Genomic DNA, 17,695 nt, shown 5'->3' with positions numbered 1-17,695 from the left:
TAAGGCATGGAGCTATGTGGCCCGCGCTTACTCGCCCTGCTGCTCCAGCGCGTACTTATACAGCGCGTTTTTCTTCACGCCGTGAATTTCCGCCGCCAGCGCCGCCGCTTTTTTCAGCGGCAGTTCGCTTTGCAACAGTGCCAGGGTGCGCAGCGCGTCGGCTGGCAGCTCATCGTCCTGAGCTTTATGGCCCTCAACGATCAGCACCATTTCGCCTTTGCGACGGTTTTCATCCTCTTTCACCCATGCCAGCAGTTCACCGACCGGTGCGCCGTGAATGGTTTCCCAGGTTTTGGTCAGCTCGCGGGCCAGCACCACATAGCGCGCCTCGCCCCACACCGCGACCATATCTTCCAGGCTATCGAGAAGACGATGGGTGGATTCATAGAAAATCAGGGTCCGTGGTTCCGTTTCGATAGCCTTCATCGCATCGCGGCGGCCTTTTGATTTCGCCGGCAAAAAGCCTTCGTAGCAGAAACGGTCAGACGGCAGCCCCGCGGCGCTCAGTGCGGCAATCGCCGCACAAGGGCCCGGCAGCGGTACCACGCGAATACCCGCTTCGCGACAGGTACGCACCAGATGGTAGCCCGGATCGTTAATCAGCGGCGTTCCGGCATCGGAAACCAGCGCGATGTTCAGCCCCTCTTTGAGCTTATCCACCAGCATTTGCGCTTTTTGTTGCTCATTGTGATCGTGCAGAGCAAACATCCGGGCGTTAATCGCGAAGTGTTGCAGCAATAAACCGGTATGACGAGTGTCTTCAGCCGCAATTAAATCAACAGCTTGCAATACTTCGAGCGCTCGTTGGGTAATATCAGCCAAATTTCCGATAGGAGTAGGTACAATAAAGAGTTGGCCTTGAGAATTATCCGCCGATTCGTGTTGTTTCATTGTTTAGTCCGTATTGCCGATTTAATATTGAGCATTGCGTAAAAAATATCACTGGATACAGTATGGTACCCTCAACATTTTCTCGTATGAAAGCCGCGCGCTGTCTGCCTGTTATCCTGGCTGCGCTGATTTTCGCAGGCTGCGGAACCCAGGCTCCCGATCAGAGTGCCGCCCAACTTCAGGGCGCGACGCAGGCTGACTCCGGCTTTTATCTGCAACAGATGCAGCAAAGCACGGATGATAGCAAGACCAACTGGCAATTACTCGCCATTCGTGCACTGCTGAAAGAAGGAAAGAGCCAGCAGGCGCTGGAATTGTACAACCAGCTGCCGCAGGAACTTAACGCAGCCCAACGTCAGGAGCAGTCGCTGCTGGCTGTTGAAGTGAAGCTAGCGCAGAAAGATTTTGCCGGTGCGCAGGCGCTACTGCAAAAGCTGAAAGCCGATGACTTCGACAGCGCGCTGCAGGCGCGTTTCTGGCAAGACACCATCTCCGCCGAGCAGGGTAAACCGTCGCTGACGTTGCTGCGAGCGTTAATCGCTCAGGCTCCGCTGCTGACCACCCAGCCAGAAAAACAGCAAAATAGCGATGCCACCTGGCAGGTACTCTCCTCCATGACCCAAGCGCAGGCAAACGCGCTGGTGATCAATGCGGATGAGAATGAGCTACAAGGCTGGCTGGATCTGCAGCGCGTGTGGTTCGATAACCGCAACGATCCTGACATGATGAAAGCCGGGATCAAAGATTGGCAGACCCGCTATCCGCAAAACCCGGGGGCGAAAGTGTTGCCGTCGCAGCTGGCCAACGTGCAGAGCTTTAAACCGGCTTCGGTCAATAAAATCGCCCTGCTGCTGCCATTAAGCGGCCAGGCGTCGGTCTTTGGCCGCACCATTCAAAAAGGCTTTGAAGCGGCGAAGAACGGCATCACGCCGGTCAGCGGCAGCGCGGTGCCAGAACAGGTTGCGCAGGCAGCCTCCACGGATGTCGTCAGCCCTTCGCAGGCTGAAGTTACCGATCTGACCAGCCCGCAGACCCAGGCTCCGGTTCAGGCTCCTGCTTCCGCAGCGCCGGTTCAGGCCGCAACCTCCGCGCAGCCAGAAACCACACCTGCACCAGCACCGGTCACACAGCCGCAGGCAGTCGCCAGCGTCGCAGCGAATCCATCGGCTGAGCTGAAAATTTATGACACCTCCACCCAGCCGCTGAACCAGATTCTGGCGCAGGCGCAGCAGGATGGCGTCAGCCTGGTGGTCGGCCCGCTGCTGAAAAATAACGTCGATGAGCTGCTAAAAAGCAACACCTCGCTGAACGTACTGGCGCTTAATCAGCCGGAAGCCGTGAGCAATCACGCTAACATCTGCTACTTCGCGCTCTCGCCAGAAGATGAAGCCCGGGATGCCGCGCGTCATATCCACGAACAGGGCAAACAATCCCCGCTGCTGCTGGTGCCGCGTAATACCCTCGGCGATCGCGTCACTCAGGCCTTTGCCGATGAGTGGCAAAAGCTGGGCGGCGGCACGGTGCTGCAGCAGAAATTCGGTTCACTGTCTGAACTGCGCGGCGGCGTAAACGGCGGCTCCGGCATTGCGCTGTCGGGAACACCGGTTATCTCCGCACAGTCGCAGCCGCAGGGTGTGACCATCGGCGGCCTGACTATCCCACCAGCACCAACCGATGCGCAGATTAGCGGCAGCGGTAAAGTTGATGCCGCTTATATTCTGGCAACGCCGGAAGAGATTGCGTTTATCAAACCAATGATTGCGATGCGTAACGGCAGCCAGAGCGGCTCCCTACTTTACGCAAGCTCACGCAGTGCCCAGGGTACCTCCGGCCCAGACTTCCGTCTGGAGATGGAAGGTCTACAATACAGTGAAATTCCAATGCTGGCGGGCAGTAATCCTGCGCTGATGCAGCAGGCGCTGAGCGCGGTCAACAATGACTACTCGCTGGCGCGTCTATATGCGATGGGCGTTGATGCCTGGGCGCTGGCCAACCATTTTGCCCAGATGCGCGGCATGCCGGGCTTCGAGCTTAATGGCAACACCGGCGATCTCAGCGCCAACCCAGACTGCGTGATTAACAGGAAGTTATCATGGCTCAAATACCAGCACGGACAGGTGGTCCCCGCCAGTTAACCACTAAACAGGTCGGTGATGCCGTGGAGCTCCACGCGCGTCACTGGCTGGAAAAGCAGGGATTGAAGTTTATCGCCGCCAACGTGCATGAGCGCAGCGGCGAGATAGATCTGATTATGCGGGACGGTACGGTGACGGTATTTGTCGAAGTCCGTTTTCGCGCCTCGGCGGCATACGGCGGCGCAGCCGCCAGTGTGACCCGGAGCAAACAACATAAATTATTACAGACTGCCCGCTTGTGGCTTGCCCGGCACAATGGGAGTTTTGATACTGTGGATTGCCGTTTCGATGTGTTAGCCTTCACGGGCAATGAGATCGAATGGCTCCAGAACGCTTTTAGCTAACAGAATGTAAAGGGATATCGTGCTCGAAAGAATCAAAGTGTGCTTCACCGAAAGCATTCAAACCCAAATCGCCGCGGCGGAAGCGCTCCCGGACGCTATCTCCCGAGCAGCGATGACCCTGGTACAGTCACTGCTTAACGGCAACAAAATTCTCTGTTGTGGTAACGGTTCGTCCGCAGCCAACGCACAGCATTTTGCTGCCTGCATGATTAACCGCTTCGAAACCGAGCGCCCTGGTTTACCGGCGATTGCACTTAATAGTGATAATGTGGTCTTAACCGCGATAGCGAACGATCGCTTACACGATGAGATTTACGCCAAGCAGGTGCGCGCGCTGGGTCACGCCGGTGATGTGCTGCTGGCCATCTCAACGCGGGGCAACAGTCGCGATATCGTCAAAGCGGTCGAAGCCGCCGTGACCCGTGATATGACCATCGTCGCCCTCACCGGCTATGACGGTGGTGAACTGGCGGGCCTGCTCGGGCAACAGGATGTCGAAATTCGTATTCCTTCGCACCGCAGCGCGCGTATCCAGGAGATGCACATGCTCACGGTTAACTGCCTATGCGATCTGATTGATAACACTCTTTTCCCACACCAGGACGACTAAGGAGAATAAATGAAGGTAATTTCGACCCTCGCAGTCCTTATTTCCGCATTGCTGCTTCAAGGATGTATTGCAGCGGCCGTTGTCGGCACGGCCGCAGTCGGCACCAAAGCCGCCACTGACCCGCGTACCGTGGGAACTCAGGTAGATGACAGCACGCTGGAAGTTCGCGTAAACAGCGCCCTGTCGAAAGATGCACAGATTAAGAAAGAGGCCCGTATTAACGTGACCGCGTATCAGGGCAAAGTCCTGCTGACCGGTCAAGCGCCGGATCTTAGCCTCGCCGCTCGTGCGAAGCAGATAGCCGTCGGCGTTGATGGTACGACTGAAGTCTTCAATGAAGTTCGTCAGGGCCAGCCAATTAGCCTTGGTACATCGTCCTCCGATACGTGGATTACCACCAAAGTTCGCTCTCAGCTGCTGACGACCGACCAGGTGAAATCCTCAAACGTGAAGGTCACGACGGAGAACGGCGAAGTTTTCCTGATGGGTCTGGTCACCGACCGTGAAGGTAAAGCCGCAGCCGACATCGCCAGCCGTGTGAGCGGTGTTAAGCGCGTCACCACCGCGTTTACCTACATTCAGTAATCATGCTGCCCGGCAGATTCACTGCCGGGCCATTTCTCTAAGCTGGCTCGAGGACAGTATCGTCACCGGTGCGCTTGCCGGATGCTTCGCCATTCTCAGCATCGCTTTCGCTACATCTTCCGCTTGAATCGACTTCAAGTTCCCCGGCAACAGGCTAAACAGCGGGGCCAGCAGCTGCTCATTGAGTCGCGGCAAACGTCGTTCGCCCAGCAGCATAGAAGGACGCGCCAGCGTCAACTTCGTCCAGCCTTGCGCGATCAGCGCCGCCTCCGCTTGCCCTTTGACACGATTATAAAAGAACGGCGATTGGCTATTCGCCCCCATCGCGCTGACCATCAGCATCTGCTGCGCGCCGAGACGTAAGCCGGTTAATCCGGTTTCCACCACCAGATCGTAGTCGACGTGAGTGAACGCTGACTTCGAGCCCGCCTCGCTCTGCGTGGTGCCCAAACAGCAAAACACGGTATCAATCGACACGTTGACCTGCGCCAGCGCCTCACGCAGGTCCGGGTTATGGGGATTGCCGATACCAAAAGCATGCTCCAGCGGGTAACGAGTTGGGGCAATGATCGACTCAACCTGCGCCTCGCGGCGCAGCATGTTAAGTAAGTGCCCACCAACCAGACCGGTGGCGCCGGTAATCAGTACATGGTGCATGAGGGTCTCCGTATTTCCCTGGCGTCACTGCGCCCGGTTAAATCCCCGGGCTGACTCTTTCGTAGGTCGGATAAGGCGTCTACGCCGCCATCCGACTAAAGGCCGCACAATACCCGCGTAGGTCGGATAAGGCGTTTACGCCGCCATCCGACTAAAGGCCGCACAATACCCGCGTAGGTCGGATAAGGCGTCTACGCCGCCATCCGACTAAAGGCCGCGCAATACCCGCGTAGGTCGGATAAGGCGTTTACGCCGCCATCCGACAAAGGCCGCACAATATCCGCGTAGGTCGGATAAGGCGTCCACGCCGCCATCCGACAAAGGCCGCACAATACCCGCCAGGAGTCAGATCAACTTATCCACTACGTTTGTGCCGATACAAACCAATCAACTTATAAGCGGCAGGAATAATAAACAACGATAGCAGCGGCGCGGTGATCATGCCGCCAATCATCGGCGCGGCAATACGGCTCATCACTTCCGAACCCGCTCCGGTTCCCCATAGAATAGGCAACAGACCGGCAATAATCACGGCGACGGTCATCGCCTTCGGTCGGACACGCAGTACCGCACCATGATACAACGCCTCATCCAACCGTTGCTCGCTAAAGGTTTGCCGGTCTTGTAGCTGCGGATCGGCCTCAATGGCATGACGAAGATACATCAACATCACCACGCCAAACTCTGCCGCAACCCCGGCCAGCGCAATAAACCCGGTTCCCGTTGCCACCGACATATGGAAACCCTGCCAGTAGAGGAACCAGATTCCCCCGACCAGCGCAAACGGCAGGCTCATTAAAATCAGCAGCGCCTCTTCCACCCGACGGAAAGCCAGATACAGCAAGATGAAGATAATCATTACCGTCATCGGCACCATCAGCTTGAGCTTCTTATTCGCATGTTCCAGCAGTTCAAACTGACCGGAGAACGCCACGCTGGTGCCAGGTTTTAACGTAACATTACTGCTGATTGCCGCCTGCAGGTCACGCACCACCGAAACCATATCGCGGTCGCGGGCATCGATATAAATCCAGCTCGCCGGACGGGCATTTTCGGTTTTCAGCATCGTCGGGCCAGAAACCACTTTCACCTGTGCCACATCGCCCAGCGTAATTTGCTGCTTGCCAGGCGTCAGAATCGGCAGTTGGCGCAGCGCCGTAGGACCGTCGCGGAACCCCTGCGGATAGCGGATATTAATCGGGTATCGCGCCACGCCCTCCACGGTTTCCCCAATCGTTGCGCCACCAATGGCGGATGAGACAAACAGCTGCACATCACCCACGGTCATCCCGTAGCGCGCGGCTTTTTGTCGGTCGATATCCACATCAATATAGCGCCCACCTTCCAGCCGTTCAGCCAGCGCCGAAACCACCCCTGGAACCGTTTTCGCCACCGTTTCAATATGCTGCGCGGCATCATCAATATCGGCCAGCGAAGTGCCCGATACCTTAATACCAATGGGACTTTTAATCCCGGTGGAGAGCATATCGATACGGTTACGGATTGGCGGCACCCACAGGTTTGCCAACCCCGGCAGACGGACGGTGGCATCAAGTTCGTCGATAATTTTGTCGAGCGTCATTCCCGGACGCCACTGATCCTGAGGCTTAAGCTGGATCGTGGTTTCAATCATCTCCAGCGGTGCAGAGTCGGTTGCCGTCTCCGCCTTGCCGGACTTGCCGAATACCGAGGCCACTTCCGGCACCGTTTTAATCAGCTTATCGGTTTGTTGTAGCAACACCGCCGCCTGCCCCGGTGAAATACCCGGCAGCGTCGATGGCATATACAGCAGGTCGCCTTCGTTGATTTTCGGCAAAAATTCACCGCCCACTTTGCTGAGCGGCCACAGCACGGTAAACATCGACAGCAGCGCCACCAGCAGCGTCAGCTTCGGCCAACGCAGTACTTTCAGCAGCAGCGGGTGGTAAATCGCAATCAGAAAACGGTTCAGCGGATTACTCGCTTCCGCCGGGATTTTCCCTTTGATCCAAAAGCCCATCAGAATTGGGATCACCACGATCGCCAGCGCCGCCGCTCCTGCCATGGCGTAGGTTTTAGTAAAGGCCAGCGGACCAAACAAACGCCCTTCCTGCCCTTCAAGGGTGAAGATCGGGATAAACGACAGGGTGATAATCAGCAGGCTGATAAACAGCGCCGGCCCCACTTCCACCGCGGCATCGGTTATCTCCCGCCAGCGGGTGCCGTTGTCCATCGGCTGTCCGGGATGCGCATCCTGCCAGTGTTCCAGCCGCTTGTGGGCGTTTTCGATCATGACGATCGCCGCATCTACCATCGCTCCTACGGCGATGGCGATCCCACCCAGCGACATAATGTTGGCATTCAATCCCTGGAAATGCATGACGATAAAGGCAATGCACAGCCCTAGCGGCAGCGAGACAATCGCTACCAGCGCCGAGCGCAGGTGCCAGAGGAACAGCGCGCAGACCACCGCTACCACGATGAATTCTTCAATCAGCTTCGAGCGCAGATTGTCGATAGCCCGGTCAATAAGCTGGCTGCGGTCGTAGGTGGTCACCACCTCAACGCCCGGCGGCAGGCTTTTTTGCAGCGATGCCAGCTTTTCTTTGACCGCCGTAATCACTTCACGGGCATTTTTACCGGAACGCAGCAAGACCACGCCGCCGGCCACTTCGCCCTCACCGTTAAACTCGGCAATCCCACGGCGCATTTCCGGGCCAATCTGCACCCGAGCCACGTCCTTCAGGTAGACCGGCACGCCGTTCTCTCCGGCCTTCAGGACGATATGGTTAAAATCTTCCAGACTTTTGAGATAGCCGGTGGCGCGGACCATGTATTCCGCTTCGGCAATCTCAACCGAAGAACCGCCCGCTTCCTGATTAGACGACGCCAGCGCCTGTTTGACTTCACCCAAGCTGATGCCGTACTGGGCGAGCTTCATCGGGTCAACCTGCACCTGATACTGCTTCACCACGCCGCCCACCGAGGCCACTTCCGCCACGTTGGGGATCGTTTTTAGCTCATATTTGAGGAACCAGTCCTGCAATGAGCGCAGCTGTGAAAGATCATGTTTGCCGCTTTTATCCACCAGCGCATATTCAAAAATCCAGCCCACCCCGGTGGCGTCAGGGCCGATTTCCGAACTGACGCCCTGCGGCAGCTTGCCCTGCACCTGGTTTAAGTACTCTAGCACACGCGAGCGCGCCCAGTACAGATCGGTACCGTCTTCAAAAATGACGTACACATAGGAGTCGCCAAACTGCGAGAATCCGCGCACCGTTTTGGCACCCGGCACTGAGAGCATGGTGGTAGTCAGCGGATAAGTGACCTGATTTTCAACAATCTGCGGCGCCTGACCCGGATAACTGGTTTTGACGATCACCTGCACATCGGAGAGGTCCGGTAGTGCATCGACCGGCGTATTCACAATCGTCCAGCCGCCCCACAGGCTCAGAAACAGCACGCCCATCATCACCAGAAATCGGTTGGCGACCGAGCGCCGGATAATCCATTCAATCATCGCCGTCTCCTTAATGCCCGGCATGGGCATCGGCGGTATGCCGCATCCGGTCCAATGCGCCGCTAATATTGGCTTCAGAATCAATCAGGAACAGGCCGTTAACCACGATGGACTCTCCCACCGAAAGACCGGCAGCAATACCCGTCTTATCGCCGGACTCGTGTAGCACCTGTATTTTCTTCGGTACAAACTCGCCGTTGCTATCCACCGTAATCACCCGCTGTTCATCCCCGGTGTCAATCACCGCCTGTGACGGGATCAGCAGCATTTCGTCGCTCAGCGCGTTGAGCTTCAGGTAAGCGTTCATCCCGGGCTTTAGCAACTCGTCGGGGTTATTGACCTGTAGGCGCACCTGTAGCGTGCGGGTGGCCGGATCGACGCTCGGCAGAATAGACGTTTTCTGGATCGGGAAAGATTTGCCCGGATAGGCCGGAATAGAGACCGTAAATTGAGAGGAATCCTTGAGCAGCCAGGCAATCGACTCCGGCACTGCCGCGCTGATCCACACCGGATCCATGCCCTGGATTTGCGCCACCACGTTGTCTTTGGCGATATTCATTCCACTTTTCAGGCTGAACGCGGTCAGCACGCCGTCAATCGGCGCGGTGAGGGTAAACTGCGTCTGCACGCGGCGCGTGGTGCGCATCCGCTGGATATCCGCTTCCGGCATCCCAGCCAGCCGCAGACGTTCCAGTACGCCTTCTAGCTGAGTTGTCGTGCCGCCGGTGCTGGCAAGCAGCAGGTATTCACTCTGCGCTTCAACCCATGATGGGATCGTCACCGCGACCAGCGGCGTGCCTTTATGGACTTTGTCGCCAACCGTCAGCGGGTAGACTTTTTCGATAAAGCCTTCTGCCCGCGCCTGGACAATCACAAACTGGTATTCGTTATAGCTGACGTTCGCCGGAAGGGTCAGGGCGTAGTCGAGCCGCCCCTTGCTCACCTTTGCAGTACGCAGCCCCAGATTGTGCACCTGCGTCGGGTCAATGCGCACACCGCTCGACTGCGCATCGCCGCCTTCATCGGCGTATTTCGCCACCAGATCCATATCCATAAACGGCGATTTACCGGGCTTTTCAAAGCGCACATCCGGCTTCATCGGATCGTACCAGTACAGCACCTTGCGTTCGGTCGGCGCAGATTCAGCCTGTGCTGAGGGTGCAATAAAGTGGCTAATGGCGGCCGTCGACAGCCCGCCAATCATCAGGCTGCCGACAATCGCGGCCGTATATTTTAGTTTGGCTGTCGTCATGGTGATTACAGCGCCTTGATGTCCTGAAGAAGGGACAGGTTGCCCTGCTGCACGAAGCTGAAATTAACTTTCTCACCTTCTTTAAGCTGCTTGATTGCCTCAGTTGGCGCATCGAACGTAAAGCGCATAGTCATCGCGGGCCAGCCAATCGCCGGGATGGCTTCATGGGCGATGGTGATTTTCTTCGCATCCATATCGACAAGTTTTACGACGCCCGTGCCTTGAATCACTTCCGCTTTCACACTCATGTCCATCATCTGGCCATGACTGTCATGCTGCATTTCTGCGGACTGTACGTTCAGCGTCAGCATCATAAAAGCGCCGCCCATCAGAGTGATAAATTTACGCATATCTCAAGACTCCTGAATAAAAGTTAGGCTTTCCAGCCGCCGCCAAGGGCGCTGAACAGATTGATTTCGTTAACCTGCTGGGAATAAATCAGATCGAGGATCGCTTGCCGGGTAGCAAACAGTGAACGCTCGGCGTCCAGCACTTCGATATAGCTCACCGCCCCGCTGGTATACAGCGCGCGAGCACGTTGCAAGGTTATCTGCAGCGACGCCAAATAACGCTGCTGCGCCACCAGCTGTGCCTGAATGCTGTCGCGCAGCGAGAGCGTGTCGGCAACCGTTTTAAACGCCGCCTGAATTTTTTGTTCGTAGTTCACCACCGCCTGGCGCTGCTTCACGTTCGCCATCGCGAGGTTGGCTTCGTTACGTCCGGCGTTAAAAATCGGCAGGTCAATCTTCGGCACAAAATTCCACATACCGCTGGCTGCGTTAAACAGGCTGGAGAGCGTCGAACTACTGGTCGAGACGCCGCTGGTCAGGGTAATCGATGGGAAGAATGCCGCTCGCGCCACGCCGATATTGGCATCCGCCGCGCGGAGTTGATGCTCGGCCTCCATGATGTCCGGACGCTGAAGCAGAATGGTGGACGGCAGATTGGCTGGCAGCGGCAGCGGGTTGACCGACTCGGCCGACTGCGTGGAGTCTGCAATCGTTGTGTTATAGACGCCCAGTAGCTGCTGGAGCGTATGGTTGGCCTGCGCCAGCTCGCCTTCCCGCTGGGCGATATCGGCGCGGGTGCTTTCAATCACCCCACGCGCCTGTTCCAGCGCCAGCACGTTGGTGCTGCCAGTGACCAGCTGCTGTTCCACAAAGGCGTAGGATTGCTGATAGTTTTGTAGAGTCTCTTTGGCAATCGCCAGCTGCGCGGTCAGCCGACGCTGGTTGAAGTACGCCTGAGAGACGTTGGTCACGACGACGATTTGCGCCGCACGTTGCGCCGCCTGGCTGGCGAAGAAATTCTGCCTGTCCGCCTCGCTCATATTTTTCAGCTTGCCGAAAAAGTCGAGTTCATAGCTAAGATTCAGCCCCACTTCGTAGCTTTTGCTGGTGGATTGTTGCCCCTGAAGATCCCCTTTGTAGTTTGCGCCAGAGCTGCCATTAGCCTGCGGATAACGCCCGGCATCGGTCACGTTATACTGCGCACGCGCGGCTTCCACGTTCAGCACCGCCATGCACAAATCGCGGTTGTTTCGCAGCGCAACGTCAATTAACCGCTTCGCCTGCGGGTCGGCGAAAAAGGTTTGCCAGCCTGTTTCCTGCCATTGGCTACCGGTAGGTACCAGTGCGCCATGGGAAAGCGAAAACTGCTCCGGGACCACCTTTTCAGGCGGCTGATAGTCTGGCGCCAGCGAGGTGCAGCCAGCCAAAACAAACGCCATCATCAGCGTCAGTGGTTTTAGATTAAACATGTCACGTCCTGTTCAGCCGAATCAAAAGGGGCTGGTAATGTGCATACCTTACGGGAGTGACTCTGTTTGCTCGGTGACAGGATAATGACAAAGTTGTCATTTAAGGCGCAGAGGGAAATTCGGCTGTGATCGCGTTGGCGAAAAATAGCGCTAATAAAAGACCCGGCTTTATTTCATCGGTAAAAAGACGATTATTTAATTCCAAATATTCGACGCCATCACACTCTATGATGAAAATAATAATCGGCTCACACTTTCACGACCATTCTGGTCGATAAAAGAAGAAAATAAAAAATACAAAAACCAATAATTTCATGCAGATAAAAATAATCCGTTAATTACAGCCTATTTTTACTGTGAAACTCGCCACACAACGGCACAATATCTACGTCGTGCCAATATTAAAACATTGTTTCACCCTAAGCCCCCTTCTATCATCATTTTGCTTCACCTTTTCACCCATCCTTACCTCTGTTCAGGGATAGATAGTCTCGCCCGTCAACCGGAGTCAAAAATGAAATTTAAAACTAAAGCGCTAGGTCTGGCCCTGTTATTCACCCTTTCCCCCCATGCCTTCAGTGAACAACTCGACGTCTGGATCCGCGCCAGCAATGATTCAAAAGTTATCTATCAAAAGCTCGCCGACCAGTTCCAGAAGGAGACTGGGATATCGATAAAGTACTTTAATGCCGTCACTGACTTTGACCAACGCCTGGCGCGAGCAGCCACCGGCGGCGCGTTGCCCGACGTGGTGTTTAACGACGCGATTATCGTCGGCCAAATGGTCCAGCTGGGCATCGTAGATGAAATTAAACCCAGCGATCTAAAGGGCGGCGGCGATGTGTATGACGCGGCATGGAAATCCACCCAGCAGCCGGATGGCAAATACTACGGCGTACCTACCTCGGCGCATACTTACGCGCTGTTTATCCGCCAGGACTGGCTTAACAAACTGAACCTGAAAGCGCCAACCAACTGGGATGAACTGAAAAAGGTGGCCCAGGCATTCACCCACGACGATCCTGACGGCAACGGCAAAAAAGATACCTACGGCTTTACCATGCCACTGGCCACCACCCGTGGCTACGCCAGTTCGTTCTCCTCATCTTATCTTTGGCAGGCGGGCGGCAACTATTTAGTCGCCACCCAACCGGGGAAATTCAAGGCGGCGCTGGACAGTAAAGAGATCGCCAGCGCGATGGCATTTATGCGCACAATGGTGTGCGAAGGGCTGGCACAGCCTGGAGCCATTAACCACACCACCGCCGATGCCAACACCTCATTCCGCTCCGGCCAGACCGGGATGTACTCTTCCGGCCCGTACCATATCGCCCTGTTCGATAAAGATCCGGGCAAGCAAACCTACACCGTCGTGCCACCGCCTGCTGGCCCTGGTGGCGCTATTTCGATGGCGGAAGGCACCACTGCGTTCCTGATGAAAACCAGCCCGCGTAAAGCGGCGGCGAAGAAATTCCTTGAGTTTCTGATCTCACCGGAAGGACAGAAGATCGGTATGGCAGTGGATAGCACCTCGATGCCTATCGTCCGTCTGCCTATCAATAAGACGCTGAACATCAAGGATTATCACGACGATCCGCGCTGGGAAGTGTTCGCGGAAACCTATGCCAAAGAGGGACGCTATATGCCGCAGATCCCAAACTGGATCCCGGTGCGTCAGATTACCGCCGATGGCTTTAACAAAATTTACGCCAGCTGCGATGGCGATATTCCCGCAGTACTCAAAGAAATAAACGACAAGGTGAACGAAGAGCTAAAACGGCAGAATGCCTGGGCTGAGTAAGACTCAACCATGAGCCTGCGCCAGCCGCAGGCTCTTCCCTCGTCTTGCTATCGCCCCGCGCTCCTTTAGAATGGCCTCATCACACAGTGGCGATGGAGGGCGCGTGAAAATACTGGTTGTCGAAGACGAGGTCAAAACAGGTGAATACCTGAGTAAAGGGCTGACGGAAGCGGGCTTTGTGGTGGATCACACCGACAACGGCCTCAACGGCTATCATCTGGCAATGACCGCTGATTACGACCTTATCGTGCTGGATATTATGCTGCCGGACGTGAACGGTTGGGATATCGTCCGCATGCTGCGCGCCGCCAACAAAGGGATGCCGATCCTGCTGCTGACCGCACTGGGCACCATTGAGCATCGGGTAAAGGGGCTGGAACTCGGCGCCGATGACTATCTGGTGAAGCCGTTTGCCTTTGCCGAGCTGCTGGCCCGCGTTAGAACTCTGCTACGTCGCGGCGCTTCTGTCATTGTCGAAAGCCAGTTTCAGGTGGCCGATCTCACCCTCGATCTGGTTTCCCGCAAGGTCACACGCGGCGATTCCCGCATCACCTTGACCAGTAAAGAATTTACGCTGCTGGAGTTTTTCCTGCGCCATCAGGGAGAAGTGCTGCCGCGATCGCTCATCGCTTCGCAGGTGTGGGATATGAATTTCGATAGCGATACCAACGCCATCGACGTCGCCATTAAGCGCCTGCGCGCGAAAATTGATAACGATTTTTCACCCAAGCTGATTCAGACCGTGCGCGGCGTCGGCTATGTACTCGAGGTGCGCGATGAAGGTTAATCTGCGTCGCCGCCCGTTTTCACTGGCGACCCGCCTGACCTTTTTTATCAGCCTCGCCACCATCATTGCCTTTGCCGCCTTCACCGGCATGATGCTGCATTCGGTCGAGAAACACTTCGCCGAGCAGGACGTGAGTGACCTCAAGCAGGTTAACGCTACGCTCAGTTCATTGCTGACCGCACCGGATACTTCTGAAGCCGAGAAAATCAGCAACATCAACAACGCGCTGGCCAGCTATCGTAATATTGCCGTGCTGCTGCGCACGCCTGATAACCCGCAGCTTTATCGTTCACCTAACGGGCCTGATTTATCGCCGATTTTTGCTTCTGCCCAGTTTGATCAGGAGCTAAAAACCCAGCGCATGTTCCGCTGGGAAGGCGGCAGTATGCCGCCGATGCCGGGACATGAAGCCAGCGCCAGGCCAACGACCACTTACCGGGTCATCGCCTCAACGTTCCATGACAACGAACGCACCTACACGCTGCTCATCGCGCTGTCGATAGACTTTCATCTGCACTATCTCGATGAGCTAAAACGCAATCTGATGATGATCGCCGCCGTCATTAGTCTGTTGATTATCGGGATCGTGCTGATCGCCGTGCGTAAAGGCCACCAGCCGCTACGCGACGTGAGTATGGAGATCAAAAATATCACCTCGGATAATCTCGATGTGCGGCTTGAACCGGATCGTGTGCCGATTGAGCTGGAACAACTGGTGATATCCTTCAACCAGATGATCGGCCGGATCGAAGATGTATTCCGCCGTCAGGCCAACTTCTCCGCCGATATCGCCCACGAGATCCGCACGCCGATCACCAATCTGGTGACGCAAACTGAAATCGCCCTAAGCCAGCCGCGCACGGTTAAAGAGCTGGAAGACGTGCTCTATTCAAGCCTCGAAGAGTACAACCGGATGGCGAAGATGGTGAGCGATATGCTGTTTCTGGCACAGGCCGATGAAAACCTGCTGATCCCGGAACGCATGCCGTTAGATCTACAGACCGAAACGATCAAGGTATTTGAATTCTTTGAGGCCTGGGCCGAGGAGCGCGAGGTCAAGCTGCGCTTTGTCGGGCAGCCGTCGCTGATTGAAGGCGATCCGCTAATGATCCGTCGCGTTATCAATAATCTGCTGTCGAATGCTATCCGTTATACGCCGCGCGGCATGTCGGTGACCGTGCAGGTCAGCTTGCAGGATGACAGTATTATCTATCGCGTGGAGAATCCGGGAACGCCAATCCCCGCCGAGCATTTACCGCGCCTGTTCGATCGTTTCTATCGGGTCGATCCTTCGCGGCAGCGTAAAGGGGAAAACAGCGGTATTGGGCTGGCGATCGTCAAATCGATCGTGCGGGCGCACGGCGGTAAAATCGGCGTGACGTCGGATACCGTCGCCACGTGCTTTACGATTGCCCTGCCCAGGATGGGCGGTTAGTCACGCAGCCAGTGGAGCTTCTTACCAAAGCCTAACGTGTTGTCGGTGAACTTCAGTTCGTCCAGCCGCAGCTCCCAAACCGGGGCGGGGAGCATGCGGGCAACCTGGAACCGGCGAACGTAAAGCGCTCGTTTTTCGGCGGCCTCATCCCCTTCCAGCAGGCGAATTTCACCTTTGAACTGCACGCCACGAATGAGTGCCACCGTTTTCGGCTGGCCGTTGACGGTGCCAGCTACCGGCGCCTGCCTGCCGGTCATCTTCCCGTGACGGGTGGTCTCTTCGCTGAGTAAATAGAAGGCGACACGCTGCGGGTCATAGACGTAAAACGCGCTGGCGCACCACATCTCGCCCTCATTGGCCACGCACCAGCTCACTACGTGTTGTTTTGCTAGCCAGCGGTTAATGGCAGCGAGCGTTTCCATCTGTTCTCTCCGTTATGCTATGGTGCGTCCATCTTTGCAGACAGGTTGGCACACGTGCGTTGGTTTCTTTATCTCGTCCGGACCGAGGACAATAAATTGTACACCGGTATCACCACCGATGTTGAACGGCGATTCCACCAGCATCAAAGCGGTAAAGGGGCAAAAGCGCTACGCGGTAAAGGTGAGCTGAAGCTGGCATTTTACGGTGCAGTCGGCGAGCACTCGCTGGCGCTGCGCCTCGAGTATCGCATCAAGCAGCTGACGAAGCGCCAGAAAGAGCGCCTCGTCGCAGGTGACGGTTCATTTGAAACGTTACTGGACAGCCTTAAAATCGGTTGAAGTGGTCCGAATACTCCACCAAACCATGAACCCCTTTCAGCGCATCATCCGCCAGAGGGTGGACCATAAACGCCTCTTCGGTACCCGGCCAGCGGCAGCGTAAATCGTACTGCGCGGCGCGTTCAAAACCAAAACGACCATACAGCGCCGGGTCGCCCAGAGTAACGACCGCCGCGTAGCCAAACTCGTTAAGCGAGTCCAGCCCTTCGTAGATCATCTGCCGCGCCAGACCCTGTCCACGGTACTCTTCATCAACCGCCACGGGCGCCAGACCAACCCACTGTAGCTCTTCACCTTCAACGCTAACCGGGCTAAAGGCAACGTAGCCGACGACATGGCCTTCATCGTCCGTAGCCACCAGTCCCAACGTAATCAGGCCGTCTTCACGCAGATCGCGTACCAGACTGGCTTCGCCATCACCGTTGAATGCGCGACGCAGCAGCGCGTCGATTCCCGGGGCATCAATTCCAATTTCTACTCGAATCAGCATGGCTCACCTACCGATGTATGTTTAGTTTCTGATGGTGATTTTAGGCCAGCTTCGACAAAATCGGCCAGCTGCATCAGCATCACGCGCAGTGCTTTTGGCATCTGCTCAAGCTCAATGGCATCCATCAGGTTTTTGACATAGAGACCCAGCTCCGTATCCCCTTCAATCACCAGCCGACGCTGGAAGAAGAGCGTATCCGGGTCCTGTTTACGCGCAGCGATCATCAGTAAGTCGCTGGCATCCGCGCTGAAGCTGACATCCGCCTGGGCGGTATCGCTTACAATTAAGCGTTCGTTCTGTACCGAGGTAAACCATTTGAGGCCGATATCGCGAACCTCAATGCTCAGCCAGCGGCCGTCGAGAAAATCCAGTTCACCGTCATTGAGCGCCTGGCGGAACTGCCAGCTTAACACCTGTTGCAGAACCTGGCGTTTAAGGGCGAACGGCGTAAATTTCACCGGGACGCTCATCAAAGTTGGCGCTACATGGACCAGACGTGAACGCAGTTTATCCAACACAAGCTTTACTCCCTGAATGCAATAGTTCCGTTATTTTGCCATATCAGATAAACGACATAGCGGCGTAAATCAACAATTATGTCGTGAGGCAGAGGGATTATTGGCGTCATCAATACGCTTTTGTCTGCCTCAAATCAAAAATGATTAGCGATAGGTTAACTAAAATCCCTA

Annotated in this window: 17 protein-coding genes; 8 read left to right on the top strand and 9 right to left on the bottom strand. The window is 55.9% G+C overall.

What is annotated here, in order from left to right; all coding sequences use genetic code 11:
• Positions 1-27: 27 nt before the first annotated feature.
• Entirely contained in the window at positions 28-891 is an 864-nt protein-coding gene (rsmI, locus tag ABOC97_RS06120) for a 16S rRNA (cytidine(1402)-2'-O)-methyltransferase (RefSeq protein WP_349595222.1), read from the bottom strand.
• Between the two features lie 62 nt (positions 892-953).
• Between rsmI and ABOC97_RS06115 the strand changes: the two genes are divergently transcribed.
• Genes ABOC97_RS06115 through dolP form a run of 4 tightly spaced genes read left to right on the top strand, consistent with a single transcriptional unit; the run spans position 954 to position 4,565 of the window.
• A complete protein-coding gene (locus ABOC97_RS06115) occupies positions 954-3,026 on the top strand; it encodes a penicillin-binding protein activator (protein WP_349595220.1) in 2,073 nt (690 codons plus the stop codon).
• Positions 2,984-3,370 (top strand): YraN family protein, encoded by a 387-nt coding sequence (locus ABOC97_RS06110; RefSeq protein WP_349595218.1) that lies wholly within the window; start codon positions 2,984-2,986, stop codon positions 3,368-3,370. The genes ABOC97_RS06115 and ABOC97_RS06110 overlap by 43 nt, the downstream gene beginning before the upstream one ends.
• 19 nt (positions 3,371-3,389) lie before the next feature.
• Positions 3,390-3,980 (top strand): DnaA initiator-associating protein DiaA, encoded by a 591-nt coding sequence (gene diaA, locus ABOC97_RS06105; protein ID WP_234505658.1) that lies wholly within the window; start codon positions 3,390-3,392, stop codon positions 3,978-3,980.
• Between the two features lie 9 nt (positions 3,981-3,989).
• Positions 3,990-4,565, top strand: coding sequence for a division/outer membrane stress-associated lipid-binding lipoprotein (dolP, locus tag ABOC97_RS06100; protein WP_349595214.1), 576 nt, complete (start codon positions 3,990-3,992; stop codon positions 4,563-4,565).
• Positions 4,566-4,583: 18 nt separating this feature from the next.
• Here dolP and ABOC97_RS06095 read toward each other — a convergent pair whose 3' ends face one another.
• From ABOC97_RS06095 to ABOC97_RS06075, 5 genes are all read right to left on the bottom strand, one after another.
• Positions 4,584-5,222, bottom strand: a complete 639-nt coding sequence (locus ABOC97_RS06095) for an NAD-dependent epimerase/dehydratase family protein (protein ID WP_349595211.1) — start codon at positions 5,220-5,222, stop codon at positions 4,584-4,586.
• 355 nt (positions 5,223-5,577) lie between these two features.
• Complete coding sequence (locus ABOC97_RS06090) at positions 5,578-8,721, bottom strand: CusA/CzcA family heavy metal efflux RND transporter (RefSeq protein WP_349595208.1); 3,144 nt, start codon at positions 8,719-8,721, stop codon at positions 5,578-5,580.
• Between the two features lie 10 nt (positions 8,722-8,731).
• On the bottom strand, positions 8,732-9,973 hold the full coding sequence (locus tag ABOC97_RS06085) for an efflux RND transporter periplasmic adaptor subunit (protein ID WP_349595205.1): 1,242 nt from the start codon (positions 9,971-9,973) through the stop codon (positions 8,732-8,734).
• A 5-nt stretch (positions 9,974-9,978) separates the two neighbouring features.
• Positions 9,979-10,323: a copper-binding protein gene (locus ABOC97_RS06080; RefSeq protein ID WP_349595202.1), complete on the bottom strand. Its 345-nt coding sequence runs from the start codon at positions 10,321-10,323 to the stop codon at positions 9,979-9,981.
• A 23-nt stretch (positions 10,324-10,346) separates the two neighbouring features.
• On the bottom strand, positions 10,347-11,732 hold the full coding sequence (locus ABOC97_RS06075) for a Cu(I)/Ag(I) efflux RND transporter outer membrane protein (protein WP_349595199.1): 1,386 nt from the start codon (positions 11,730-11,732) through the stop codon (positions 10,347-10,349).
• A 514-nt stretch (positions 11,733-12,246) separates the two neighbouring features.
• Between ABOC97_RS06075 and ABOC97_RS06070 the strand changes: the two genes are divergently transcribed.
• The 3 genes from ABOC97_RS06070 to ABOC97_RS06060 all read left to right on the top strand — a co-directional run bounded on the left by ABOC97_RS06070 (position 12,247) and on the right by ABOC97_RS06060 (position 15,755).
• A complete protein-coding gene (locus ABOC97_RS06070; protein ID WP_349595196.1) occupies positions 12,247-13,533 on the top strand; it encodes an ABC transporter substrate-binding protein in 1,287 nt (428 codons plus the stop codon).
• Between the two features lie 103 nt (positions 13,534-13,636).
• On the top strand, positions 13,637-14,320 hold the full coding sequence (locus tag ABOC97_RS06065; RefSeq protein WP_349595193.1) for a copper/silver response regulator transcription factor: 684 nt from the start codon (positions 13,637-13,639) through the stop codon (positions 14,318-14,320).
• Positions 14,310-15,755, top strand: a complete 1,446-nt coding sequence (locus ABOC97_RS06060; protein ID WP_349595190.1) for a Cu(+)/Ag(+) sensor histidine kinase — start codon at positions 14,310-14,312, stop codon at positions 15,753-15,755. Before ABOC97_RS06065 ends, ABOC97_RS06060 begins: the two co-directional genes overlap by 11 nt.
• Here ABOC97_RS06060 and ABOC97_RS06055 read toward each other — a convergent pair.
• Entirely contained in the window at positions 15,752-16,177 is a 426-nt protein-coding gene (locus tag ABOC97_RS06055; protein WP_349595188.1) for a YhbP family protein, read from the bottom strand. The two genes, ABOC97_RS06060 and ABOC97_RS06055, sit on opposite strands and share 4 nt — an antisense overlap.
• A gap of 54 nt (positions 16,178-16,231) precedes the next feature.
• On the opposite strand from ABOC97_RS06055, the gene ABOC97_RS06050 reads away from it, so the two are divergent.
• A complete protein-coding gene (locus tag ABOC97_RS06050; protein WP_349595185.1) occupies positions 16,232-16,516 on the top strand; it encodes a GIY-YIG nuclease family protein in 285 nt (94 codons plus the stop codon).
• On the opposite strand, the gene ABOC97_RS06045 is transcribed toward ABOC97_RS06050, so the two are convergent.
• Both ABOC97_RS06045 and ubiT read right to left on the bottom strand, forming a co-directional pair.
• Positions 16,503-17,006, bottom strand: a complete 504-nt coding sequence (locus ABOC97_RS06045) for a GNAT family N-acetyltransferase (protein ID WP_052283663.1) — start codon at positions 17,004-17,006, stop codon at positions 16,503-16,505. The two genes, ABOC97_RS06050 and ABOC97_RS06045, sit on opposite strands and share 14 nt — an antisense overlap.
• Entirely contained in the window at positions 17,000-17,524 is a 525-nt protein-coding gene (ubiT, locus tag ABOC97_RS06040; RefSeq protein ID WP_349595181.1) for a ubiquinone anaerobic biosynthesis accessory factor UbiT, read from the bottom strand. Before ubiT ends, ABOC97_RS06045 begins: the two co-directional genes overlap by 7 nt.
• Between the last annotated feature and the right edge of the window lie 171 nt (positions 17,525-17,695).

It is taken from the genome of Kluyvera huaxiensis, from assembly GCF_040149365.1.
Taxonomy (GTDB): domain Bacteria; phylum Pseudomonadota; class Gammaproteobacteria; order Enterobacterales; family Enterobacteriaceae; genus Kluyvera; species Kluyvera intermedia_A.
This window is presented reverse-complemented; position numbering and strand designations above follow the sequence as displayed.